At 40.3% G+C, this 25,078-nt stretch carries 24 protein-coding genes; 9 read left to right on the top strand and 15 right to left on the bottom strand.

What is annotated here, in order from left to right:
- Positions 1-22 precede the first annotated feature (22 nt).
- Positions 23-697 (bottom strand): vWA domain-containing protein, encoded by a 675-nt coding sequence (locus AB0756_RS10255; protein WP_038076337.1) that lies wholly within the window; start codon positions 695-697, stop codon positions 23-25.
- A 618-nt stretch (positions 698-1,315) separates the two neighbouring features.
- Between AB0756_RS10255 and AB0756_RS10250 the strand changes: the two genes are divergently transcribed.
- Positions 1,316-2,743: a response regulator gene (locus tag AB0756_RS10250; protein WP_038076335.1), complete on the top strand. Its 1,428-nt coding sequence runs from the start codon at positions 1,316-1,318 to the stop codon at positions 2,741-2,743.
- Between the two features lie 118 nt (positions 2,744-2,861).
- Here AB0756_RS10250 and AB0756_RS10245 read toward each other — a convergent pair whose 3' ends face one another.
- On the bottom strand, positions 2,862-3,563 hold the full coding sequence (locus tag AB0756_RS10245) for a response regulator transcription factor (RefSeq protein ID WP_038076333.1): 702 nt from the start codon (positions 3,561-3,563) through the stop codon (positions 2,862-2,864).
- Positions 3,564-4,112: 549 nt separating this feature from the next.
- Between AB0756_RS10245 and AB0756_RS10240 the strand changes: the two genes are divergently transcribed.
- From AB0756_RS10240 to AB0756_RS10230, 3 genes are read left to right on the top strand one after another with little or no spacing between them, the layout of a single operon-like run.
- Positions 4,113-4,862, top strand: a complete 750-nt coding sequence (locus AB0756_RS10240; protein ID WP_038076331.1) for an ATP-binding cassette domain-containing protein — start codon at positions 4,113-4,115, stop codon at positions 4,860-4,862.
- A complete protein-coding gene (locus AB0756_RS10235; RefSeq protein WP_038076329.1) occupies positions 4,859-5,497 on the top strand; it encodes an ABC transporter permease in 639 nt (212 codons plus the stop codon). The genes AB0756_RS10240 and AB0756_RS10235 overlap by 4 nt, the downstream gene beginning before the upstream one ends.
- Positions 5,498-5,552: 55 nt before the next feature.
- Positions 5,553-6,467 (top strand): glycine betaine ABC transporter substrate-binding protein, encoded by a 915-nt coding sequence (locus tag AB0756_RS10230; protein WP_038076327.1) that lies wholly within the window; start codon positions 5,553-5,555, stop codon positions 6,465-6,467.
- A gap of 547 nt (positions 6,468-7,014) precedes the next feature.
- Here the strand turns inward: AB0756_RS10230 and AB0756_RS10225 are convergent.
- The 7 genes from AB0756_RS10225 to AB0756_RS10195 form a co-directional block, all read right to left on the bottom strand.
- Entirely contained in the window at positions 7,015-7,692 is a 678-nt protein-coding gene (locus AB0756_RS10225; RefSeq protein WP_038076324.1) for a PAS domain-containing protein, read from the bottom strand.
- A gap of 515 nt (positions 7,693-8,207) precedes the next feature.
- Positions 8,208-8,936: a hypothetical protein gene (locus AB0756_RS10220; protein WP_038076322.1), complete on the bottom strand. Its 729-nt coding sequence runs from the start codon at positions 8,934-8,936 to the stop codon at positions 8,208-8,210.
- The gene (locus tag AB0756_RS10215; protein WP_038076321.1) at positions 8,887-9,342 is read right to left on the bottom strand and encodes a ribbon-helix-helix protein, CopG family; all 456 of its coding nucleotides are present in this window, start codon (positions 9,340-9,342) and stop codon (positions 8,887-8,889) included. Before AB0756_RS10215 ends, AB0756_RS10220 begins: the two co-directional genes overlap by 50 nt.
- 485 nt (positions 9,343-9,827) lie before the next feature.
- Positions 9,828-11,420, bottom strand: coding sequence for an alkaline phosphatase D family protein (locus tag AB0756_RS10210; RefSeq protein WP_050046104.1), 1,593 nt, complete (start codon positions 11,418-11,420; stop codon positions 9,828-9,830).
- Positions 11,421-12,187: 767 nt separating this feature from the next.
- On the bottom strand, positions 12,188-12,958 hold the full coding sequence (locus tag AB0756_RS10205; protein ID WP_038076320.1) for an SDR family NAD(P)-dependent oxidoreductase: 771 nt from the start codon (positions 12,956-12,958) through the stop codon (positions 12,188-12,190).
- Positions 12,959-13,039: 81 nt separating this feature from the next.
- A complete protein-coding gene (gene mnmE, locus AB0756_RS10200; protein WP_038076318.1) occupies positions 13,040-14,422 on the bottom strand; it encodes a tRNA uridine-5-carboxymethylaminomethyl(34) synthesis GTPase MnmE in 1,383 nt (460 codons plus the stop codon).
- Between the two features lie 83 nt (positions 14,423-14,505).
- On the bottom strand, positions 14,506-15,174 hold the full coding sequence (locus AB0756_RS10195; protein WP_137986406.1) for a hypothetical protein: 669 nt from the start codon (positions 15,172-15,174) through the stop codon (positions 14,506-14,508).
- Positions 15,175-15,358: 184 nt separating this feature from the next.
- Here AB0756_RS10195 and tnpA point away from each other — a divergent pair, with 184 nt between their 5' ends.
- On the top strand, positions 15,359-15,757 hold the full coding sequence (tnpA, locus tag AB0756_RS10190; protein ID WP_038076316.1) for an IS200/IS605 family transposase: 399 nt from the start codon (positions 15,359-15,361) through the stop codon (positions 15,755-15,757).
- Positions 15,758-16,095: 338 nt separating this feature from the next.
- A complete protein-coding gene (locus AB0756_RS10185; protein WP_038076314.1) occupies positions 16,096-16,299 on the top strand; it encodes a hypothetical protein in 204 nt (67 codons plus the stop codon).
- 47 nt (positions 16,300-16,346) lie between these two features.
- On the opposite strand, the gene AB0756_RS10180 is transcribed toward AB0756_RS10185, so the two are convergent.
- A complete protein-coding gene (locus AB0756_RS10180) occupies positions 16,347-17,282 on the bottom strand; it encodes a CBS domain-containing protein (protein WP_038076312.1) in 936 nt (311 codons plus the stop codon).
- Between the two features lie 266 nt (positions 17,283-17,548).
- Between AB0756_RS10180 and AB0756_RS10175 the strand changes: the two genes are divergently transcribed.
- Positions 17,549-18,538, top strand: coding sequence for an aspartate carbamoyltransferase catalytic subunit (locus tag AB0756_RS10175; protein ID WP_038076310.1), 990 nt, complete (start codon positions 17,549-17,551; stop codon positions 18,536-18,538).
- A gap of 38 nt (positions 18,539-18,576) precedes the next feature.
- On the opposite strand, the gene AB0756_RS10170 is transcribed toward AB0756_RS10175, so the two are convergent.
- Positions 18,577-18,921 carry a helix-turn-helix domain-containing protein gene (locus AB0756_RS10170; RefSeq protein WP_038076308.1) on the bottom strand — a complete coding sequence of 115 codons (345 nt, stop codon included), beginning with the start codon at positions 18,919-18,921 and terminating at the stop codon, positions 18,577-18,579.
- 304 nt (positions 18,922-19,225) lie between these two features.
- On the opposite strand from AB0756_RS10170, the gene AB0756_RS10165 reads away from it, so the two are divergent.
- Both AB0756_RS10165 and AB0756_RS10160 read left to right on the top strand, forming a co-directional pair.
- Positions 19,226-19,402, top strand: coding sequence for a hypothetical protein (locus AB0756_RS10165; RefSeq protein WP_153021617.1), 177 nt, complete (start codon positions 19,226-19,228; stop codon positions 19,400-19,402).
- Between the two features lie 4 nt (positions 19,403-19,406).
- Positions 19,407-20,795, top strand: coding sequence for a hypothetical protein (locus tag AB0756_RS10160; protein WP_202048578.1), 1,389 nt, complete (start codon positions 19,407-19,409; stop codon positions 20,793-20,795).
- A 270-nt stretch (positions 20,796-21,065) separates the two neighbouring features.
- Here the strand turns inward: AB0756_RS10160 and AB0756_RS10155 are convergent, their stop codons facing one another.
- From AB0756_RS10155 to AB0756_RS10140, 4 genes are all read right to left on the bottom strand, one after another.
- Positions 21,066-21,275, bottom strand: a complete 210-nt coding sequence (locus AB0756_RS10155) for a hypothetical protein (protein ID WP_038076399.1) — start codon at positions 21,273-21,275, stop codon at positions 21,066-21,068.
- A gap of 271 nt (positions 21,276-21,546) precedes the next feature.
- Positions 21,547-22,623 (bottom strand): histidinol-phosphate transaminase, encoded by a 1,077-nt coding sequence (gene hisC, locus AB0756_RS10150; protein WP_038076305.1) that lies wholly within the window; start codon positions 22,621-22,623, stop codon positions 21,547-21,549.
- A 15-nt stretch (positions 22,624-22,638) separates the two neighbouring features.
- A complete protein-coding gene (locus AB0756_RS10145) occupies positions 22,639-23,766 on the bottom strand; it encodes an HAD family hydrolase (RefSeq protein ID WP_038076304.1) in 1,128 nt (375 codons plus the stop codon).
- A 27-nt stretch (positions 23,767-23,793) separates the two neighbouring features.
- Complete coding sequence (locus AB0756_RS10140) at positions 23,794-25,020, bottom strand: aminoglycoside phosphotransferase/kinase family protein (RefSeq protein WP_038076396.1); 1,227 nt, start codon at positions 25,018-25,020, stop codon at positions 23,794-23,796.
- Between the last annotated feature and the right edge of the window lie 58 nt (positions 25,021-25,078).

The raw sequence follows: 25,078 nt of genomic DNA, 5'->3' as shown, positions 1-25,078 counted from the left end.
CCTGGAGTAAGCCGCATTACCATCAAACAGAACCCCATCCTATGGGGGGTAGCGCTACTTGTTCATCTACTTTAGAATGAGATACGGCTGACATACTAGCTGATAGCCAAACAAACATTTCAACAAAATTTAACCCCGTTAATTTTAAGGGACTGCGTACAGCTATTTGCCCCAAACGATTCATGTTGGCGTTTTCTACACCTACCGTGAAAAAAGCCACTCGCTTACTTGCTTCATCTGCTTGCACGCGCCGTGTCGCTTGGTCGATTACATCTTCAAATTCACCTTGCGGTTCACCATCTGTAATCATAAAGACCCAAGGACGATAGTAAGCAACGCCGTTAGCACGGTATTGAGCTTTGCGATCTTGAATCATGTCCAAAGCTCTGTGAATACCAGAACCCATCGTTGTTAGCCCTTGTGCTGTCAGTATCGGTGGATTGAACTGATCGGCAGTGACAAAGTCTTGTATGATATTGACTTGGCTGTCAAAGGTGACTATTGCTACTTCCACCCTTCTCGCTGCCAAGGAATTTTTGATTAGTTCTTCCTTGAAAGTTTGCAAGCCTTGATTCAATGCCTCAATGGGAGTTCCTTGCATCGAACCGGATGTGTCTAACAGGAGCACACAAGGACAACGGGGCTCTGGGTTCTCCGCGAACTCAACAACTTCATCCAGTTTTAATGTATCCTGCATAACTTCTTGTGTTATGTTATAGTCCAAAGCTCAAATTTCCTTTTCCTCAAAGTATATAGTTTAAAACGGCAATTGCACTATATGTATTGCTTTTGCTTATCTTGGATAGTTTACTATTGATTAAAGAAATTTCTTCTGCCAAGTATCTTACAAAATTGTGAAATCTTACCTGAGACAGAAGTTTTTTCAATGTAAATCTATCAAAAACAGGCGTTGCTCGCTGTCAACTAGTTAGCAAAATTTATACATTACACGTATAGAATACAATGGTTTAGTACCTCTGCTGACATCGAATTTTAAAGATTCAATGTAGAAAGATGATATTTTGGGTAAATCTGATTAAGTCTTCATGTTATTGACCCTCCATTAACTCTAGAACGTTTAATTTGATAACCAAATTAGTAAATTTAAACTTTTTCAAAACCCCTCAATTGTTATTTTATGAAGAAAAATCTAAAAAATAGCTATAATGTATCTTTTACATCTTGTAATATATTTACGTACTGTCAGAATATAAGAATACTACTAAAGACAACCTCAAAAATCATTAAAGACAATGTTCAACAACAGAGTATAACTACAGACGACAAAGTATATTTTCCGGAAACTCTCTAAGAAATGGATAATTTTGGCACTTTCACAAAACTGCGTCCTTCAAGTTTGCTAAGGCACTTATATAGTGCCTCAGAGAGTACCTGTTTGCAAGTACACAGCAATTCAGTGACTTGGTCAATTTACTTAGAACAAGGAAGAATAACTTACGCCACGCATTCTGTTGAGCCCTTCGATCGCCTAGAACGTCATTTACGTCGCCTCAGTCATCAAATTAATAGCATTACGGGTGAAGTTCGCGTTCAATTGCGTTTGATGTTTGAACCTGATGCACAAACTCAATCAACAGAACATACCGCTCGCCAAGAACAGACAATAACCCCTCCTTTGCCTCCTGAATATCAAGCTATATGCTGGTTAGTAAGCGAGCGTTATTTGCATTCGACACAAGCAGCAATGCTGATTCAAGAATTAGTTAAAGAAGTTCTTGAAGCATTTCTTTCAATTCAACAAGGAACTTATCAACTGACAAATTCTCTTTATCGAGTTCCTGTCATTTGCAAGCTAGATGCAGAAAAAATAGTAGAACGTTGCCAGCAAAGATTACACATTTGGCGATCGCTGGCTCCGCATATTTCCTCACCATATCAGCGTCCATATCCAGTTATAAAAACAACCGAACGGGCTCCTACCATATCTGGGCTTGACCCCGGTTTAACGGAATGGATGAAAGGTTTTAGCTTGCGTCATCTAGCAGTGATTGTGAATCAAGATGAATTAGTACTGACAAGAAATTTATATCCTTACATTGCAAATGGCACAGTTTTATTACACGAACCAGATCCACCATTTGATAAATTACCAACAACCTATACTGAAATCTCAAAAACTCCTATCTATTTACCAGAACCTAACAAAAAAGCTGCTCAAAAAGCTGCACTACCTGGTAGTAACATTTCTGGTGACAAAGCAGGAACCCCTACCAAGATAGAAAACTTAGCAAACCATCAGGAACGAGTCCCCACCGCCACTCAAAAAGAAACAGTTCCTGAATTAACAACGTTAAATAAAACAGACGCTGAAGCAGAACAAATCCCATCTACTCCCACAACATCAACAGTTTCTAGAAAAATATATAAAGTTGTTTCTGTAGATGATAGCCCTACAATTCTTAGAGAAATTAGTCGTTTTTTAGAGGATGAAAGTTTTTCGGTCGTTACAATTAGCGACCCACTCAAAGCAGTGATGACAATTATTCGACACAAACCGGATTTGATTTTATTGGACTTGAATATGGAAGGGATGGATGGTTACGAGCTATGTCGGCTCGTCCGCAATAACTCCATGTTTAAGAGAACTCCCATCATTATGGTGACGGGAAGTAAGGGAATTGTAGATAAAGTCAGAGCAAGATTAGTAGGAGCTTCTGGATATTTAACAAAGCCTTTTACACGTGCAGATCTATTAAAAATGGTCTTTATGCATTTAGCTTAATATTTGTTATTTATCTTATTTATAAAGTTATCTTAATAGTAGACTTCTGCCCGGACAATGCTACCATTAACATAAAAATCCCATCATCCGCTCTCTGCCTTATTATAAATAAGTTAAATTATATATCTTCAAACTTATAACCTACTCCAATGACAGTTTTGACAAAAGTAGGATTCGCTGGATCGGGTTCTATCTTCTTCCGCAATCTAGCAACGTGGGTATCAACAACCCGCTCATCACCATAAAAATCACTACCCCAAAGTTTGTCAATCAATTGCGCCCGGTTCCAAGCCCGACCGGGATAACTCATTAATGTTGCTAGCAATTCAAATTCCAAGGTTGTCAGATCTAAAGGAGAATGTTGATTGTTACTCAGAATCCGGTTAGCCGAGCGCTGCTCCATGTCAATTGTAAAGTGTTGGGTACGGTAGATTTGGCTTTGTTTTCCATGACGCAGCGTCCTTCGCAGCAGCGCACGTACACGAGCCACCAATTCTTTAGGGCTAAAGGGCTTGACTACGTAGTCATCAGCTCCGGTTGACAACCCGATAATGCGATCGAGTTCCTCCCCTTTTGCCGTTAATATGAGGATGTAAGGATCTTTAGGGCTAGCTTGCTGTCGAATACGAGCACATACCTCAAGCCCATCCAAAACAGGAATCATCAAATCTAAGATAATCAAGTCAGGGAGTTGCGCCTGAAACACCTGAATCGCACTTAACCCGTCTCGACAGTGGCGACAAGAAAATCCTTCCCTTTCCAAATATAACTGGATTAATTGAGCAATCTCAATTTCGTCCTCAACAATCAAAATCTCCATTGGTCTTAATAAAGATTTTTTGTTATCCGTATCAATAGTAAACTACTTTAGAAAAACTTCATCACAATATTTAATCGGGTTTATCAAAAAACTGGCTTGCAGTCAAACCCCCGCTTGCTTGAGCAACGCTAGGGTAAGCCAGATGCGAACGTAAAATCTCCCTATCCTTTCCTCCTGTAGTTTATAAATCCTTGATAAAGTTGCAATTAACATCAATTAAACTTAGTAAAGGAGTCAGGGATATTGTTCAACGTCCTTGTTATTCCACACTTACGGCGTTGACGCTTGAAAATTCTGCCCTTAGCCAGCAGACCTTCACCGCTGTATTGACGTTTGAAATGTTGGTCGGCGTTCAACAGTTACACATAACGCTTTACTAGAACTTGTGGAACGGGAAAAGTTTTTCTATATCTACGATCCGATCGAATCCAAAACTTAGCGGAAATAGTGAGGGATTCGTCGGATAGCTATCAACAAGCTCGACTGATTGTGGCTAAATTGCAATAAGTGCGTATAATGGCATAAAGTCAGCTTGCAATTTACTGAATAATGCCACAGGATACAGGAACCGCAGTTGAATTTCGCAATGTAACATTCAGTATAAACAAGCGCCCTTTGGTATCAAATCTCAATTTTACTATTTACCAAGGAGAAGCGTTACTCTTACTAGGGCGCAGTGGGAGTGGCAAAACAACAATCATTAAATTAATCAATCACCTTTTGGCACCCACAGAAGGTGAAGTTTTATTTAATGGTATTCCTACAACTCAATGGAATGAAATAAAACTGCGAAGAAAAATTGGTTACGTTATTCAAGAAACAGGGTTATTTCCCCATTTTACTGTGGAACGCAATATTGGTTTGGTTCCTCATTTAGAAGGTTGGAAGCCAAAACAAATAAAAACCAGAGTCTATGAATTACTGCATTTAGTTGGTTTAGAACCCGATAAGTTTGCTCAACGATACCCACACCAACTTTCAGGAGGGCAAAGACAGCGAGTTGGAGTCGCACGGGCATTAGCAGCAGATCCACCTATGTTATTGATGGATGAACCTTTTGGGGCGTTAGATCCCATTACGCGTTTAGAGCTGCAAGAAGAATTCAAGCGCTTGCAGACAGAATTGGGTAAGACTGTTTTGTTTGTAACTCACGATATTCAAGAAGCATTTATTTTGGCATCTAGAATTGGGTTGATGTGTGGGGGTGATTTGGTCGTTTTGGCTACACCAAACGAATTTTTGCAATCCCAACATCCTGAAGCTTTAGCATTTTTGCAATCTTTAAAATTGGCTCTATGAACTTCAGCGACTTCTTCTTGATAAAATACGCTCAAGAGATTCTAGAACGCACTCTCGAACACTTGCTTTTAGTTGCAATTTCTATTGGTATTGCTACTCTGGTAGGTATTCCATTAGGTATATTAATTAGTCGTCAAAAAAATATAAAGCAACCCATTCTTGGCATTGCAAATATTCTGCAAACTGTTCCCAGTTTGGCGTTGTTTGGCTTGCTGATTCCCGTACCTGTTATTGGTGGAATCGGACAAAATCCTGCTATTGTTGCTTTAAGTTTATATTCTTTGTTACCCATCATTCGTAACACGTACACTGGGATTGTGGGTGTCGATCCTGCCATCATAGAAGCTGGTCGTGGGATGGGAATGACAGATAAAGACTTGTTATTACAGGTAGAAATTCCCCTGGCAGTCAGTGTGATTTTAGCAGGTGTCCGTGTTGCCACAGTCATTGCTATTGGAATTGCAACTATTGCCGCTGCAATTGGTGCTGGTGGATTGGGAGAGCTAATTTTTCGAGGCATTGCAGTTGTGAACAATCAATTAATTTTAGCTGGAGCGATTCCTGCAGCAATGATTGCTTTACTGGCTGACTTTGCTCTTGGTTGGTTAGAAAAAAGATTAACAGTGACTAAGTAATTACTGACCACCTGACCTGTAACTGTGTTGATTATAAAAGGGGGAAAGGAGTGCCGTGAAAAAAATTTTGATCTTTTTCCTTTTAACTTTTGCTTTGGTTTTAGGGGTAGCGAGTTGTAACTCTCAAAATAATGGAAGAAGTGGAGGGGATATTGTTGTTGCTTCTAAAGGTTTTACCGAACAAGACATTTTAAGTGAACTTTTGGCACAGCAAATTGAAGCAAAAACTAACCTCAAGGTCGAGCGTCGTCGCTTCACTAGTTCTTTTGTAACTCATCAAGCTATTACGTCTGGTAAAATAGACGCTTATGTTGAATATACAGGTACGGCTTTTACCGGTATTTTAAAACAAAAAACAATTAGCGATCCAAAAGTTGTTTTTCAACGACTAAAACAAGCTTATGCCCAACAGTTTAATTTGGAAGTTATGGGTTCTTTGGGCTTTGAAAATACTTTTGCCATGACTGTACGCGGTGAAGATGCCAAACGTTTCAATATTCAAACTCTGTCTGATGCTGCTCGATATACACCTCAATGGCGTGGAGGTTTTAGTTATGAATTTATGGAACGAGAAGATGGTTTTCCTGGATTGGCAAAAGCCTACGGTTTGCGCTTTGCTAAATCTCCTCGCATCATGGATTTAGGGTTGATCTATCGATCGCTATTGCAAAAGCAAGTGGATATGGTCAATGGCAATTCCACAGACGGACAAATTGCTCGCTTGGGTTTGGTGGTGCTAAAAGATGACAAGCAATATTTTCCACCTTATGAAGCAACTCCCATAGTCAGGAAGGAAACATTGCAAAAGTATCCTGAATTAAAGAAAGCGATCGCCGAACTTGTGGGTACAATCTCAGCAGACGAAATGCGGCGAATGAATGATTTAGTTGAGGGTGAGTTACGGGATATTAAAGAAGTTGTGCAACAATTTCTCAAATCAATAGGTGTAACCGAAACAAGCAAGCTTTAAAGGTGCAGTAACAAATTACTTACTTTCGCACATACGGTATACAACATTCACCGTACATTCTTGCCCTTACATTAATATATTACAGTGTTTGTTTATTTTAAATTTATTTTTTTAATAAGACGCACTGCAGTATTTTAACCAGAGTAAAATACCGTGTAGTGCACAAATATCAGCTGGCCTCATCTGTGGATGGGGTTTTTTTTAATGTGTGGCATACTGCCCTATCTGCCTATATTAGCGCTTGTCATTTTTTCATGTCAATCGTTCATTTAAAAAATCCTTAATGGTGACCAGTTACGTGGTTATTGGTTAGTGGTTAGCCCAGTGCTACAGGCGGTGAGTCCAGTGCTGCAGGCGGGTTTCCCGCGCCCTGGCAACTGGTGAGTCCAGCCCTGATAGCGCAGCGTGGCACTTTCGTGCCATAGGCGGGTCTCCCGCGCCCTGGGGACTGGCGAACAAGGGAGGGCGTATAGCCCTTGCGGGCATAGGCAACGCGTAGCGTCTGTGATAGGAGATTAGGATCGTCGGTCACTGGTTAAGTGATTACTTAAGCTGGAGCAAAAGCTCCGATGGGAATGGGTACGATTTGAGGACTGGTCAAGCAGGTTCCTTGTCTGTACCAAATTCCCTCTACTTCAAAAGCCTCAAATTCAGTTGTCAGGATTGCCCAAGTTCTTTCATTCAATCCACCAGAATAAGTCCAAGTAAATCGGCTTTCGCTCCGCAATCGTTGCTCTAGTTCTGTCAAATCTTCAGGTAGCCAAAATCGAGTCATCACCCTTTGAGTTGCAATCTCTGGCGGAGTTTGTAGCAAATCAGACATTGCTTGATTGACAATAATTTGTTTGTGGTTATCTTGTCGGACAATACTAACTGGGCGTTCGTTTTCTGCTGCGGCAATGATTCGATACAGCAATTCAACAGGCAAGTGTAACTGACTGCAAAAAACTGAACCTGTGGGCAAAAGAGTTTCAGCAGTTTCAGCCAGTGAAGGTGGTGTTTGATCGACCATCCATCCAAAGAACTCAATTGGGTGTTTGCAACGTTTCCACCCTATTTTTACTTTCCCCTTAATTTTTGCTGCCGTTTCCGACAAAGCTTCTCCATAGTTTTGAGCAAGATAGATAGCATCTTGTTTTGTAGGGGCGTGAATAGAAACCCCTCGGTGGGACAACTTATAGCTCCACCCCGCTTGATTGAGAACTCTAAGAACACACGCACTCATCTCTCACACCTTCTATTTATTATGTGAAGTGATAAAAATGTTGTTGCCAAGTCATAGCAATTTGGAAATTTGAATTGTAGATTTTGGGTTTTGGATTCAATCATCGATCGCATATTACTGCTCAGACCAACAACAACTTGGCCATCAATGGGTGTATTATTTACAGCACCATATAATTGATGGCAAATTAGCTTAACAGCCCCGTTAAGCGTTTTTGTTTTGAATGATGTCCATTATTTAATAATAGTCAACGAATGTCAGCAAAATATATGTTTTTTCTTATAGAATTTATAGAATTCCTGTTAAGAATTGTGTACGTATATACCTTTCTCTAAGTAATAATAAATCTTTAAATAAATAAACAAAAATAAAGATATTAGCAGTCCGTGTAGGATTTACAAACACCTCTTCCTTGTCTTCCTTGTCCTCCTTATCTCCTTTGTTTAGCTCTCAAAGAGGATTGCTATATTAGCAGTGAGTAGTGACTCGAAGAGTCACCGCTCGCCGAGCGCTACTCACTGCAAGGAAGCCCGTGAAGGAATCGGCACGGGTTGAGGAGTTGTCAAACAGGTTCCCTGTCTGTACCAAATTCCCTCGACTTCAAAAGCCTCAAACTCAGTTGTGAGAATTGCCCAAGTATGTTCGTTGAGTCCACCGCAATAAGTCCAAATAAATCGACTTTCATTGCGTAAACGCTGTTGCAGTTCTGCTAAATCTTCCGGTAGCCAAAATCGGGTCATGACCCTTTGAGTGGCAATCTTCGGAAAAGACTGTAACATATCAGACATTGCTTGGTTAACAATGATTTGCTGGTTGTTGTCTTGTCTGACAATACTAACCGGACGCTGATTTTCAGATGCTGCAATCATGCGATACAACAACCCCGTTGGTAGGTACAACTGGCTGCAAAAAACTTTTTCTTTGGAGAAAATGCGATCGCGAAGCGGCTGCTTTGCAGCATCGCCATTGGCGCAAGCCGTACCCGGCTTATCCCTAGTGTCAGCAGGTGCGGGAATTTTTTGCAAACCCATCCAACCGTAAAACTCGATGGGATGCTTGCAGCGTTTCCATCCTATTCGCACTTTCCCCTTAATCTTTGCTGCGGTTTCTGTCAAAACATCCCCATAGTTTTGTGCAAGGCGGGTTGCATCTTGCTTTGTAGGGGCTAGGATAGACACTCCTTCAGAAGACAGCTTATAGTTCCAACCTGGTTGATTGAGGACTTTCAGAACGCTCATACTCATCTATTACACCTTCAGAATTGTCATGTAAGCACTTAAAAGTTTGTTGCCAAATTATCTTTCGTTCTTGCTCAGGAATGCCCAAGGTAGACGTGATAATGGCGAAGTCTCCTGGTGTAGGCAGTACTTCCCCTCTGGCTAGCGCTTGTAAGTTTTTGATTCCAAGGTGCCTTAGTTTTGTCATGTTGACTCGAACCAACTCCGCAATCGTTCTTGGGAGGTAAGTTTGTTCGGGTTTTGAGAAGTTGGAAGAAGTTCTTTTAGCCAGCCACTCACACAGCATCTCTTCGATTGCGTCGCTTTGGGAAATTCCCTCACGAGCACAGATGCTTTTAAATTCTCGCGCTATTTCCACGAGAACATAGCCACTGACTTGTTTGTAATCAGCAGAACGCCTTTTGTCAGTCATGTCTCTTGGTCATTCCATAGACTGTTGATATCATGCTTGTCCTTATTGTCCCGCATTTAACCCAAATTGTTGGAATGGGAATTAAATTACTAACTCTTCATCTTACGCCAATTTTGAATGAATTCTTGACATAAAAAAATGACAAACGCTAGTATTAATTGGGAAGAGTATTTATTGTTGAATTTGAAAAAGAAACAAAAAAGGTAGATGCCCCTGAGGAGTTGTTCTCGAGTGAAAGACAAAGCATTTCCCCAGCTAGCTTTTATGGTTGGCAGCTAGCCGTAAAACTGAATTAACAGAATTTGTGGAGTTATACTTTAGCCCTCAAACACTTATTATAGGGCAAAAATACTGAGTTGGATACACTCTACTGCAAAATACGCAAGTGCTTAATTGATTGGTTAGCAAGTGTTAAATAGGCGGGCATAACAGCCCGCCTGATATTTAAGGTAATTATTTTTTTTGAAAGCGCCCGTTAGGGCGTTTTACTTTTCCGGCGGTAAATCGACGCTGTAAAGAGTTTTGCCCTCTAGGTTCAGCAATGCCACTGTCATCACTTCTGTATCGCTGTTAATTTTCACAGTTCCAAAAAATTGGTAACCATCACTTGGGGGTCGATTTGCTTGTAAATTTGTGGGAATGCTTAGGAATTTTAATTGCGGACCAAAGGTATTATCAAGTCGATTCGGTCCAAAAGTACCGGAGTTAATAGGACCTGCAACAAACTCCCAGAAAGGTTTAAAGTCGGTAAACTGTGCTTGATTGGGGTCGTAGTAATGGGCTGCTGCATAATGTACATCAGCTGTTAACCATACTACATTCTTAATGTCATTGCGATAGATAAAACGCAATAGATCTGCAAGTTCAAGTTCCCGCCCCAAAGCAGCACCATCTCCGTTTGCTAAATTTTCAAAGTCAGTAGAACCATCGGGAACCACCAATCCAATTGGCATATCACTGGCAATAATTTTCCAAGTTGCTGTCGATTTCCGCAATTGATTTTTTAACCAGCGCACCTGGGCGTTGCCTAAAAATGCCGTTTCCGCACTTTGTTCCGTTTGGCGATTTGGTGTGTTGGGTCCCCTATAGCTGCGCTCGTCAAGCATGAAAATTTCCAGCGAAGGACCATAATTAAACGAGCGATAAATTCTGCTAGGGTCTTGACCGTTGATGTCGATGGGGAAATATTCTAAGAAAGCTTGATTTGCTCGTCTTGCTAACAAAGAAACATCTTTAACCGTGTAGCGACTATCATCAAGAATTTCACCTGGATACCAATTGTTGGTTGTTTCGTGGTCATCCCACTGAGCTATTATGGGAACTTCAGCGTTAAAACGCCGGACGTTCTCATCTAATAAATTGTAAATGTAGTTACCTCGAAACTCCTCTAGAGTTTCTGCAACTTTTGATTTTGCTTCTGTCGTAATATTTTTCCAGATGCTTCCATCATCCAATTTGACTTCTGATTGGATTGGACCGTCGGCGTAAATAGTGTCACCGGAATGGATGAAAAAGTCTGGGTTGAGTTTCCGGATAGTTTCGTAAATTTTCATACCCCCAAAGTCTGGATTAATACCCCATCCCTGACCGGCAGTATCCCCCGCCCATGCAAAAAAGATATCTCGTTGACCTTTATAAATGGGAGAAGTTCGGAAAGAACCGATCGCGGGTTCGCTTTCTTTGCTTGTATCATCCAAATCTTGAAAAATAACTCGGTAGTAAATCTTTTGATCTAAAGGTAAGTTCTTAAGATAAACCCGTGCTGTATAATCGCTGACTTCCAAAGCGTTGGGTCCAATCACGCGTTGTGCATTTCGGAGAGATTCATCTAGACTGTATTCCACTATCAGCTTTGCCGGTTTGTCTGTACGACTCCAGATAACAGCCTTATTACCACTGATGTCGCCACTGGCTACACCATATGGGATGGTAGGACGGTCTGTTTTGACGATCGCTGGTGCTTGGGCAAAAACTCGCGCTCTTGATAGAAAATCTGTAGCTATGATTCCACCACTTGTCATAGCTGAAGTTATCAAAAACTGGCGTCGATTGAGCTTTTGTGGAGAATTGGAGGTCATAAAAATATAAAGGTAGTGAGTGGTTAGTGGTGAGTTCAGCCTTGGATGGGTTTCCCAACCTAGGGAACTATCGAACCTCAAGGGTTAGTGATGCTCTAATCTCTACACACTTTGCACCCTAATCTTAAATATCAACTTAGAAATGCAAGCGATCGCGTTCTTTAACACTTTGAAAGTTATCTAATGAAGTATTTAGTTGTCAATCATCTCAATGACTTGTCTTTTTTTAAAAAATATTAAACTTGTAAAAATTAAGTAATTATTTTTTTAGCTAGCGATCGATAATACTTTTTGTTTATCAAAAGTTTTTTTTATTTTTACAGAATTCTTACAATACTTATTCTTTTATTTGTATTATTTTCTACTGAAATGGATAAAATATTAAAAATTATAAAATTATTGTATTGTTAGCTTATTTTTCTCAAAAAAGCTTTAATTAAACTAATTTTTCTGCTATCTTAACTTTAGTATAATCATTTAATGCATAACCCAAGTTAACATTAATTAAACATTCACACTGTTGGTAAAGTAACCAACTCATTATTTTTGAGAACCTCTTATCCTAATAGTTGTCACAAATGTTATTAGCAATTACGCTCGCAATAATCGGTCTTTCCCCCCTTGTAGTTTTACTGTGTATGGCTTGGGTATGGGCAAAAACAGAACAATCGAAGTTCCACGAATTTGGAGATTAATCTGACCGATTACACAGCGAGCGCTAACCAGTGATCGGTGAATGCTCGAAAATCACTGGCTAGCGATCGCTGCTACCAAGGCAATTGGCTACCATCCCAGGAAAAAAACTTTCCGCTATCATTTTCTTGAAGTTGCTCAATAACACTAAGTAATTGAATGACTGTTCGCTCTATGGAAAATAATTTTTCAGGTGGTACGTTGGCTTGAAACGGCTTAGAAAGTCGAGTATCAGTTGTACCGGGATGTAAGGAGACAACTATAGTGTTGGGGCTAGTTCTTTTATATTCAATCGCCACTGTTCGCAGGAACATATTAAGAGCTGCTTTTGAGGCTCGATAACCATACCATCCTCCAAGTTGGTTGTCACCAATACTCCCTAATTTTGCAGAAATGCAAGCAAAAACACTATGCTCTTTGTGACGCAACAAGGGTAACAGATGTTTGGCAAGTAAAACCGAGCCAATACTGTTAACTTGGAAATAGCGCATTAAGTTTTCAGAATTAATCTGTCTTAAACTTTTTTCTGGTTCTAGAGACGATTCATGCAATATACCCACACAATTTATAACTAGGTGAAGTTGCTTTACTTCCGTGCTTATCTTTTGAACCACTTGAGCAATTTGTGATTCATCCGTAATATCCATTGATAAGCAAGTTAAGCGTTCGCGATATCGATCGGCCAAAGTTAACAATTCAGAAGCAGAATCTGGTTGACGATAGGTTGCATAAATTTTAACAATTTTATCATCTTGCAGCAGTGTTTTTACAAAACCCAAACCTATACCTTGACTGGCTCCTACAATCAATACATTGAGATTCTTAATTTCTTGAAGAAAAGACATTTTGTCTAACTCAGCAGCTTCGCTAATAATTGTAATTATTTCCTACATAATTTTAATAATTTTTGCGATTCTCTGAGTGGTCTATTTCCCAATGCAAAACCTACTGAAAATTTTATCTAATACCGATTCTGTAACCTCCTCTCCAGTAATTTCTCCGAGTGCTTGAATTGCACCTCGCAGGTCAATAGTCCAGAAATCAAGAGGTAGCTGTTGAGCGATCGTTTCCCTGACTTGTTCTAACGCCATTTTTGCTTTCACGAGTGCGGCTGCTTGTCTTTGGTTAATCGCTAAATCTAAGTCAGAAGCTTGTACTTTATCGACTCTGACTTTTTCCAAAATCGCTGCTTCTAGAGCATCAAGCCCCTGGTTTTGAGCAACGGCTGTCTTAACAACATGACTGATACTTTTTGGATATTGCACTTCTTCTGGTGATGCTAGGTCAATTTTGTTAATCACTAAGATCAAAGGACGGTGTTGCACTTGTTCGTAAATTTCTCCATCACCTGCTGTCCAACCTGTTGAAGCATCTACCGTCAACAGCACTAAATCCGCCCCACTTGCAGCACGTCGGGAACGTTCAACCCCAATTTTTTCGACTTGGTCTTCTGTTTCGCGAATTCCGGCTGTATCTAAAACCTGCACCGGGATTCCACCGACAACTAACTGTGATTCCACAACATCGCGAGTTGTACCGGGTAAGTCAGTGACAATAGCGCGATCGCTTCGACTCCAAGCATTCAACAAACTTGACTTACCGACATTGGGACGCCCAACGATCGCAACTTTTAACCCCGTGCGAAGGAGTTCGCCTTTGTCAGCAGTTGCCAAGATGTTGGTTATTTCTGCTGCAACTCTTTCCATGTCCGAGATGACTTTAGTTTCATCTAACGGTGGTAAATCTTCTTCAAAATCAATTCGAGCTTCGATTTCCGCTAAAATATCCAAACAACTAGCCCGTAACTGACGGATGGGATTGGCTAATTTTCCTTGCAATCCTGCTAAGGCGGCTTGTGCTGCTTGAGGCGATCGCGCACCGACCAAATCAGCAATACTTTCTGCCTGAGTTAAATCCAGCCGCCCGTTTAAAAATGCCCGCAGGGTAAACTCTCCCGGCTGAGCCAGTCTAGCCCCATTTTCCAAACACAGCTGCAAAACCTGCTGTACTGCCATGATTCCTCCATGACAGTGAAATTCTACTACATCATCACGAGTATAGGAACGAGGTGCTTTCATAATCAGCAAAAGAGCCTCATCCACCACTTGGCGTGTCTGTGGATGGCGGATATAACCGTAAAGGATACGGTGGCTTTCCCAAGCTTGACGCCCAAGTGCGTGAAACAAAGTTTGAGCAATGTGCATTGCTTCCGTTCCGGAGACACGCACGATCCCAACACTGCCTTGTTGCGGAACAATAGCAGTCGCGATCGCGGCAATGGTTCCAGTGGTTGCAAAGTTTTCTGACATTCAGTTACGATTAATAGTTAATTGCAAAAAATTATACTTATACCATTTTGCATAAGCGGATTGTCGATTTTGGATTGAGAAAGTCATATATAGACACCGATAACATTTTTGGGCTTTTGATAAGGTAGTCCCTCACAAACCAACTGAGCAACCCAATATGTTTTTTGATTAAAGATACGGCGTACTAAACGAACATACTTAATCTTTGAGTTTAAACCGTGCCAGATTACAAGGTCGTTAGTGATTGTGGCTTTGAGCTTCAAACCAGACCATTCAACAACGTTACCAGTCCAGCGAATACCTTGTTTATTGGTTTTACCTTCTAAAGATGCAAACTGACCTTTCTGTTTAAATCTAACCTTCTTAGCCTTGCCAAACATCATTCGTTCTAAAGCTTTAAATGCTCTAGTAGCTATTTTTTGAATGGTATTAGCATCAAGGTTAGACTTAATCCAAACACTAGCTATAGCTGTTAAATTAGCGAAAGCCTCTAACTCGTATTCGCTAAACCTGTAGGCTGAACGTGCTTTTTGAAAAGCTGTAGCACGTTCTTTTTTGCTATTTTTTGGGATGAATTTAGCTGGCTGATACAGTTCAGAATTACGGACTAGTTCTATTCGAGCTAATCCTTCTGATAATACAGCGTTATATACCTGTCTTCCTGTTTCTAATCTGGCTGCAAGTACAGCCATATCCTGAAATGTCGTTTTTAATGGAATTTCAGTTATAAAGCTAGGCGTTTTTGCTGCCAAGATCAAATCACCCCCGTTACTTATTTATTAACTGACTACATTTTATCATACACAGTACTTTTGAGGTATGTGAGGTACATCAATTGCAGAATCACTTTTAAACGTCGGAATTTGAATTAGATCCTGTAACTCATCAACTCCGAATCTGCTATAGATACAGAAGAGCAAACTAATATTCCGGCAAATGTCTTACAAATTTAAATCAAACAATAATGTTGTATATTTATGCAAATATCACGTTATTGTTTGCCCAAAATATAGGCGAAAGGTACTAGTCAATGCTGTTGCATCTAGGCTTAAAGAATTGCTTGCTCAAATAGCAGTCGAGATTAAAGTCGAAATCTTGGAAATGGAAATAATGCCAGATCGCGTACATCTATTGATAGAGGTCGAGCCTCAATTTGGGGTACATAAAGCCGTAAAAAGATTTAAGGGGGCTACTTCTAGATATTTAAGATTAGAGTTTCCTGAGCTAAAAAGTCGGTTACCTTCTTTGTGGATTAATTCTTACTTTGTTTTAACAGTAGGAGGCGCACTGCTAGACGTAATTAAAATGTACATTCAAAACCAAAAAGAAACCTGACGGCGAATTTATTCGCCTGCTTCGCCTGCGCCTAGCCCCATAAATAGAATTTAGGGGCTACCCCGGCGCGATTTATTTGGTGTACCGATTCAGAAGATGTTGCAAGCAACTTCCGAATTTAATACGGAAATGTCAGCAAAAACTAATGTGTACGCCAAAATCGGCAAAAATAGGCAAGAGGCAAGCAATTATTTGTTACCATTCCTCATGTCATATTATTAAGCTAGGTACCCACGGGCAAAAGCCCACAACATTTTTCATAAACACCCGTGAAATGGGCAAAAGCCCCGTCTCTTTAGAGCGGGGTGGCCTACCCCCTATGTTCAAAGGAGTTAATCGTGGAACAACCAAAAATTAACTGTGCTGAAGCTTGCGTCAATGGCTGTGTTTTGGGGGATAAGTGTCCCAATACAGAGTTTAGAGAAGCTACTTCAAAATTTATTGAAGATACTCCCTTAGACCAGATGATAGAAATAGCCGAAGTGGCAAGAATGAAAAAACTGATGGAACCGCCTAAATGGGTATTTCCCGAAGATACTTAATTACGATAAAGGATGAAGGAGAAAAAGTTTTGTATTCACTTCATCCTTTAAATAACAGTTTTTTGCAAAGTTGCTATGACTCCATACATTTGAACTGGATCGAGAACCCGTAGCAGACTGCTTTGAGTCACAAGCCCGAGTTCTTTACCTCCATCCCAAGACACGACTAATCTTTTTGTGTGTCGTCGATGCATTTCCCGCAAAGCAGTTAAAAGAGAATCTTCCGGGCTTAATAGAAAAAGCGGTGTACTCATAACAGACTGCGCCCGAACTTCTGTAAAATTAATTTGCAGTGCTTGGAATTGGACAATATCTCGCTCGGTAACGATTCCTACAGGAACGTGAACGAAATGTCCCAAGTCTAATTCTGGATATTGTTCGGTAATGACAACACAGCTAATTTTATACTCTGCCATGACTTGAGCTAAGCTCAACACTGAAGCAGTGACCGGCGCACGAATGACTTGGGTGGTCATAACATCTCCTACGCGCATAAGTTTGAGGAGATGGATGGGGCGCAAAATACTACGAATACTTTCATGAGAGACAACTCCAATGAGTTCTCCCTTCTGTCCTAAAATCGGTAGATGACGAATGCGGTAGCGCCGAAATAAAAATAGAGGGGCAAAAATATCTTTAAAAGTCGTTTGAGAGAGTGTAATCACTGGTTTTGTCATGACTTCAGCGATTGTCACTTTTTCAAAGGGTATACTTGCTGCTGTCAGCCGCACAATATCCCGTTCTGTAAAGATTCCTAACAATTTTGTTTCCTGCACCACCAAAACACAGCTCGAACCAGTCTCATAGGTAGGAAAACCATATTCGTGTGAATTGGCATTAGATAACGAACAACTGTGAATCCGCCTTTGATTCATTAAAGCAATAACATCTATGAGTCGTGTGTCAGTTGTAACCGTAAGTGGATTATAGTCTATTGCTGCTTCTATTTCAGGCTCACTGGGCTGTAGGTCATCAAATTGCATGGCTAGTTTTACAAAGGAACATGGCGCTCTGTTTCATAATGTACCAAGTCTTAACAGAATTCCTCATTTATTTATTTATTGTTTAGATTAGTAACTTTTCTTAGCTGAAGGATGAGAGATGGAGGATGAAGGCTTGACAAAATATACTTTGCACGAAAGTATGTTGTTCACGGAGATACATAGGTATTTGTATTTCTTATTTGATAAGGAATAAAGTATAAATTTTTTATCCTTTACCCTTTATCCTTTATCCTTGTTAGTTATTTATGTCTAGTACCACTTGGAATCGCCATCACGTCCTTTCTCTTTCTGACTTCACAAATGCCGAATATAACACTGTCCTGCAAACAGCTGCCAGTTTTATGGAAGTCTTGTCTCGCCGGACAAAGAAAGTACCAACTTTACAGGGACAGGTGGTGGCAAATTTATTTTTTGAACCATCTACCCGGACTCGCAGTAGTTTTGAACTCGCTGCAAAGCGGTTGTCAGCCGATACGCTCAACTTTGCTTCAGCAACTTCTTCTATAACCAAAGGAGAAACAATTCTCGATACGGCAAAGACTTACCTGGCAATGGGTACTGATATTATGGTGATCCGCCATAAGGAAGCAGGTGTTCCCCAGGCGATCGCAGCTGAAATGGATCGTTTGGGAGTACGGGTCAACGTCCTCAATGCAGGTGACGGTCAACACGAACATCCTTCGCAAGGATTGCTTGACTTGTTTACTATTTGTACTCTCCTTGATGCTGACTCTCCCCAGATTGAACTCCTTAAGGATAAAAAGATTGCCATTGTTGGAGATATTGTACATTCACGGGTTGCCCGCTCAAATATTTGGAGCTTTACTGCTAGTGGCGCTCATGTCCATCTCGCAGGACCACCCACACTTTTACCGAAATTATTTGCGAATTATGGCGAAGATCAACCAGGTAAATTGTTTCTTCACTGGGAATTAGAGCCTGCTTTGCAAGATGCTGATTTTGTCATGACTCTGCGCTTGCAAAAGGAACGGATGACCGCTCATTTATTGCCCTCGTTGCGAGAGTACCATCAAATGTATGGTATTACGCATTCAAGATTGGAACTTTGCAAACCAGAAGTCAAAATTTTGCATCCCGGTCCCGTCAACCGTGGTGTTGAAATTAGTTCTGAAGTGATGGACGATCCTAAATTTAGTCTGATTCAAAATCAAGTCAGCAGTGGTGTTGCCATTCGTATGGCTCTTTTGTACTTAATAGGCAGTGGAAAAAGTTAGGACAACAAAAGCATCATTGCTAAAGCCCTCTACCTTCTTCAAGAAGCTGCGGGAAGTAAATCTACTGCTTCTGTGTTTTTATGCTCTTTCAGAAATAAATGCCCGAGCGCAAACAAAACTTCTGCCTTTTCTGTATCTGTTGCTTGCGCGATCAGCACTTTTAAACTCACGGGAGAATCCATCGCCAGACGAGATTTCGCAGGGTTTTTGGCTTCCTCTGGGAGAAAATTTAATACAGCAAAGTAATCGCCAGCTCTTAGATCTTGCTTACCATTCATAAATCGACTGAGGCTACTCTCGTTGACTCCTGTCGCCTCAGAAATCTCTCTGGCGGTCAACCCACTTTCCCTAATCGCCTTAATCAAAATTTGCTGGTGATCCATCTTCTTGCTAAATAGCAATTTTTGCTATACTATTTTCTCATTAGCAATTTTTGTAATGAAAAAACATCTGTTTGTTATTTCAACAATAACAAATCAGTTGTGGAAGTGCAATTTCCTAGTTGAAGGTTGCACGGGAACTAAAAATACGCCCTTGTCTCGGAGGACAGGGGCTACAATTTTGTAGTTTTTATCTACCGCTATTATGACTCAAAACAATTCGGAAACACAAGGGATATATTACCTAGCTCAAGCAACCTGCTTGCTCGTTTGGTCTCACTATACTGTCGTCAAGGAGGTGCTTTGAATGGCAAAGCTCAAACCCACGACTCACAAAACCAAAAATTTCTCTAAAGATGAAGCCCAGGGATTTAGTGCGCTCGCTCGTAAGGCAATAGCGTTTTGCGATCGCTATTACCCTTCATCTTACAGGCTTTCAATTTCGGTTATGGCAGGCTTTACAGTGTTTCGATTGTCGAGGTGAAATCATGATTGCTACTATAACCGAGCATCAATGGTTTATAGTTCGCGGTTGGTTGGATAACGAAGAATGGGGAGACGAACCAGCAGATCCCGATGATGTTTGGTCTGTAGGAGATCGCGTTCGTTTGAGAAACAGCACTGTAGAAGGAACTGTTTGTGGAAAGCAACAGAAATCTGTTTTAGTTGTCTGGAATGGGAAAAACACAGCCATTCCCGTTGAGCCTGAGTTGTTATTGAGACTGACGCGGTTCATTCCACAAGATTTAACTTGGCTAGCGGCTGAAAGTTTTGCTGATGACTCCAACTTAAAGCATCTAAATGGGAATACTAAGAACGAGCAAGGACGATGGAATATTTCGGAGCGATCGCCTTATATCGAGTCGTCTACCTCAACAGTCTCAGATAAAAGTCGTACAGGTTTTGTACGAGAGAACCAAATAGGACAGCATTGGTTACAGAAGTCAACTTCCACCAATGGTTCTGATGTTGGCAAGCTGTCAGATTCAGAGGATGCTAGCGGTGTTGGTCAGTTATTACTGGGGGGTACTGTAAATAGCCCTAGTAAAAATCTTGAACAGTCCAATCCCTACTCTGGTGAAAACAACCCCACTCATGACTTACCCACCAGTAAAGATAGACCTAGTAAAAATCGCAGAATTCGTGGCGAAGGTAACGGTACTATCTACTGGCGCACCATTACCAAGAATGGAAAAGATTACCCGCAAGCCTATTATCACTGGAAGGAGAACGATCGAAAAAAAAGCAAGTACATTCCCAAACATTTGCTAGAACTGGTTCAACAGGCAGAGAAGCAGAAACGACCAGTCAGAGAAATTTTGGCAATACTGGGTAGAGACGTTTTACTGGTGGGTAAGGAAAACAGCCCTAGTAAATTTCTACAAGAGTTCTTATCTACCAGTAAAAACAACCCCAGTAATTCCGGGGAACAGGCATTACCCACCAGTAAAAACAACCCCAGTAATTCCGGGGAACAGGCACTACCCACCAGTAAAAACAACCCCAGTAATTCCGGGGAACAGGCATTACCCACCAGTAAAAACAACCCCAGTAAAGCCGGGGAACAGGCGCTACCCACCAGTAAAAACAACCCCAGTAAAGCCGGGGAACAGGCGCTACCCACCAGTAAGAATAACCCCAGTAAACCCCGCCGAAACAAAGGCTCAGGTACTGGTTCCATTCAATGGAAGACTATTACCCTCAATGGTAAAGATTATCCCCAACCTTGGTATCACTATGAGGTTTGGATTGAGGGCGATCGCATTACCAAAAAGAGCAAGTATATTCCCAAGCGACTACTGACTAAGATTCAGGAGCTAGAGGCACAAAAAGCTGGAGTGACCGAAATTTTAGAAGTCCTGGGAGGAAAAATTTAAGTCGCTCAAGTTTCCTCGGTTATTACTGGTGGGTATTGAGAACAGCCCTAGTAAGTTCGACAGCACTAAAAATAGCAGTAGGCTGTATTAGGTAAATCTCAATAGAGAAGTTTTTGGACAAATATGTGTAATATAGCAATCCTAAATCATTTGTAAAAAATTTAGATTGCTAATAGCTAATGCTCAAAAAGCAATTAGCTATTATCCATTAGCTATTAGCCATTAGCAGTCTTCACTCTTATTTTTATATTTCACCACTTCTTGAGTTTCTTAATATTTTGATAGGATTGAATTTATACGTTGATGCTGTTTTAGCCAGATTTTACAAGCCTCTTTAACGAGTTGTTTCTCTTCTTCAGTTAGGGTTTCTTCATCTAATCCAAAAGCTAAAATCTTAGCTGCTCTTGCAGCCACATCATATTTAACTCCATGCTTAACCAATTCAATATGATATATTGTTTCCTTTTCTTTAATTGACATCGATTTACTATACATAAGTTTTTATGTTTTTATTCTTTAAAATAAGGCACTTAATATAAGAATGTTAATTTTCTTCATACAATCGCACCACCCTAAAGAAATATAAATAATTCCTTTCTTAGGTAGATGACAAATCTTCAAACTAATAAAATCGTGCTGATTTATATGGGCTGCAATGCTTTGCACCTTTACCGATGTACTTCAATTTGCCTGAAAAATACCGAGATCGAAATCTTAAAAAAAGCTAAATTTATACAATCGGTTAAAGACACTACTTCTGCAAAAAGTTGACAGCTTCCTTTATTAGTGTCATTAATGCCTGATTTTCATCGGAACTACCGATAGATGTTCTGAAATAGTACGCATCTAATCCTGGTTTTAAACCAAAATCCTGTACAAAAATATTTTTGGCTTGGAGTGCTTGAACCAAATCTATGGAGGGAATGTTGAGTGGTTTTGTATGGACTAAAAGAAAGTTGGTTGCAGAAGGACAAACAAAGAACCCAAGATTTTCCAGTTCCCCAGCTAAATACTCCCTGTCTTGGCAAATTTGCTGAATATTAGAATAGACATACTCCATGTCTTCTAGTGCTGCGATCGCACCTACTATGGCTAACTTATTCACGTTAAACATTTGGGATGCGCGGTAGAGATAATCCACCACAGTCTCATTGGCAATTCCGTAACCCACCCTCAGACCCGCCAAGCCAAAGCTTTTTGATAAGCTGCGTAAAATGATGAGATTTGGATAGCGATCGACAAGGTCTGCTACAGTTTCCCGGCAAATTTCATAGTAACACTCATCTACAACCACCATGCACTCTACACGCTCCAGAATTTCCTGGATAATCTCTCGTGGAATCAGGTTAGCTGTGGGATTGTTGGGGTTAGCAATAAACAAAACCTTCGTTTTGGGAGTAACTTTCTGCACTATAGCCTCAACATCAAGCCCAAAGTCCCCAGTTCTATGGACTAAAACTGGATTTCCATTGACAACTTGAGTACTGAGAAAATACACAAAAAAGGTTGGAACTGGGATGATGACTTCTTCTCCCGGTTTGACAAAGACTTTAGCAATCAGTTCGATCAAATCGTCCGAGCCATTACCGATAAAAATCTGCTGTTCCTTTGCACCAGTATACTTGGCTAGTGCTTCTCGGAGCTGACCTCCAAGTATCTCTGGATATCTATTGATTGTCGTCACTGCATTTGTAATCGCTGCAATAACGTGGGGTGAGGGTGGGTAAGGTAACTCACCTTTATCCAGACGAATAGCATCACTCCCTTTAGCCCGTCTGGGTTCTTTCGGAGCGATCCCCTTAATATGTTCGTTAACTAAATAATCCATTGTTTCAAATAATATTTAAAGGTTATTTCCCAGCAACATTGGTAACTCAAGTACACTGTTTAAGATAACATCACATCCGACATTTTTGAGCATACTTTGTTGCATGGAAGCCATCTTATCTCCAAATACCCCAGTCAATACCCCAATAGATAGACATCCAGCTTGTTTGGCTGCAACAACATCACTCGTAGCATCACCAATATAAGCTGCATACTTGCGGTCTAAAGATTGAAATTCTTTTGAACAGAAAATTTCAACATTTTCATCGGGATAAAGTGCTTTAAGTACGACAAATGGGTGGGGTTTTCCAAGTTTCTGACTGTTACTAGAACGAGATAGAATTGCCTCTGCGTCTAAAACTTCGTCATATGTAACAATACGTTTTTGGTCAAAGTATTCGAGCACCCCCAGTTGGGACAAGGGCTGAATCACTTCATTTCTCGGTCTTCCTGTTGCGATTCCTAAAGTATAGCGATCGCGTAAGTTTTCCAATAGTAACCTAATACTTTCTAGGTCTAAGATCGTATCCTCATCCGGAAGAACTCCGCTACCTTTGGTTTCATACCATTCTTGAAAGTTATGATAGCAAAGCTGCCATAAATCTCCTTTAGGTTGGAGGTAACTTAACTTTGCTCCCAAAATTTTTTCTGAGAACGAACTGACATACTCAACTACATCTGTTCCTGTTAAAATTTGAGTTTCCTCCCAAAACTTCTCAATTAAAGCATCGCTAATTGTTGAAGTATAGTTATTTTTTGATAAGAAATTTTTCAATCTTACTAACTCCTCTTTAACAGAAAGAGGATTGCTGAGAATGCTAGCCCAAGCTTCAGGATAATTTGCTTTCACTGCATTGAGAATTCCCAGCAAATGCAGAGACACGACAAAAAAGGTTAAGTCCCAGTTTGAGTTAACCGCCCGCCTTTTTAATTCATAAACAAACTGACTGGATATAACCTTTTCACCTACTAAGGTCAAATTGCTTAAAAAAATCTCACCTTCATCAAAGTAATTTTTAAAACCAAGGTAGCTGTCACTACTTATCAAATCCCAGACAGTTAAGCGGGCTGTATTCCAATACTTTTTTTCACTAGTAATAACTCCATCCAAATCAAAGATGAGAGTGGTAAGTTGTTGATACATATGAGAAGGGTAAAAGGATGAAGTGATTTAGCCGACAGCATCTAATTCAGAATCTATTAAGCTTTTCGTTGCTCCCCGAACATCACTACCCATTTCAACCGCCAGAGCTAATCCTAAAAGGGTGATTTCAGGAGGAAACTTTTGAGTATCGCTGAGATTCATTGTTAGAAAAGGACAACAGAATAAAGCTAACTTTAAATACTGCTTCCAATGTGGATTCAGCCATTCTCTAGATTTCAATTCTTTAATTAAAGGAGCAAGAACTCGTTGAATTTTTGAGTGTAATAAAGCTAGCTTAACTTCTGTAGGGGCAAAGTTGTGGTTTACAATAATAGTATCGTCTTTAATTTCTAAACCAATAGAAAGTGTTTTGGCAACTTCATGAGGAAAATACATCCAAGTTGCAAACACATTATGAAACAGTGGTTTTGTTAAATCAAGAAAGGGCGAGTGACGACCTGCAAAAGCGGGATCGAAGTAGATTAAGGCAGAATTGTCTCGATCGACAAATACATTACCATTATGAGCATCTCCATGCCCGACTATAGATGGAGTTTCGCTTTTAGATGGGTCTAAAACCTCGATAGCTTGCTCTACAAGACTACCAAGAGTCTCTTTGAATTCCACTCCATTAACAATCCATTTCATTTTTGCCAGTGAAGAAAAATGAATTGTATGTCCGGGCAAAATAATATCTGTATTTTCGTAGAAAGTAGCAAAGCGTCCGCCAGTCAGTCTGTGAGAAAACAGTTGGTGAATTGGTGCTTTTTCATGTTGCTCTGCTGTTAAAATCTGGAGTGTTTCTAAATAAATCTTCCAGAGATTGTCATCAGATTTTTGTTGCAGGGAAACAATAAAATCTGCATTTTGTTGGTTATCCAGTTCTAATTTGCGAATTGTATCAAATAGGGATGGATATTCAACATATTCATAAATTAGAAGTTGCTTTCCCCATTCATTAGAACTAAATATAGGTTGAATAACTGGATAACCTGCTTCTGCTAAAATTGTCGAGTTATAGTACTCGTTGATGATACTTTTTGGCTCTACATGGGTTTTAAAAAATAGCTTTCTTCCATCATCTGTTAGTAAAAATCCATTGAGAGAATTGAGCGACACAGCTAATGGTCGGATTGTCACTTCAATGATTTTAAAAGGCAGAATAGCATTAAGGAATTCTTGCATTAATGCGTTTGCAGCCTTAACATCAGAAAATTGGAGAGATTGAATATACTGCAAATCTTTGTCTGACAAATTTTCCTCCTTAAAATGCGAAAACCCCAACCCCCTGTCCCATTGAGGGGCTTTTCCC

Origin of the sequence: Tolypothrix campylonemoides VB511288_2 (assembly GCF_045999855.1) — a bacterium.
Classification (GTDB): Bacteria; Cyanobacteriota; Cyanobacteriia; order Cyanobacteriales; family Nostocaceae; genus Scytonema; species Scytonema bouteillei_A.
This window is presented reverse-complemented; position numbering and strand designations above follow the sequence as displayed.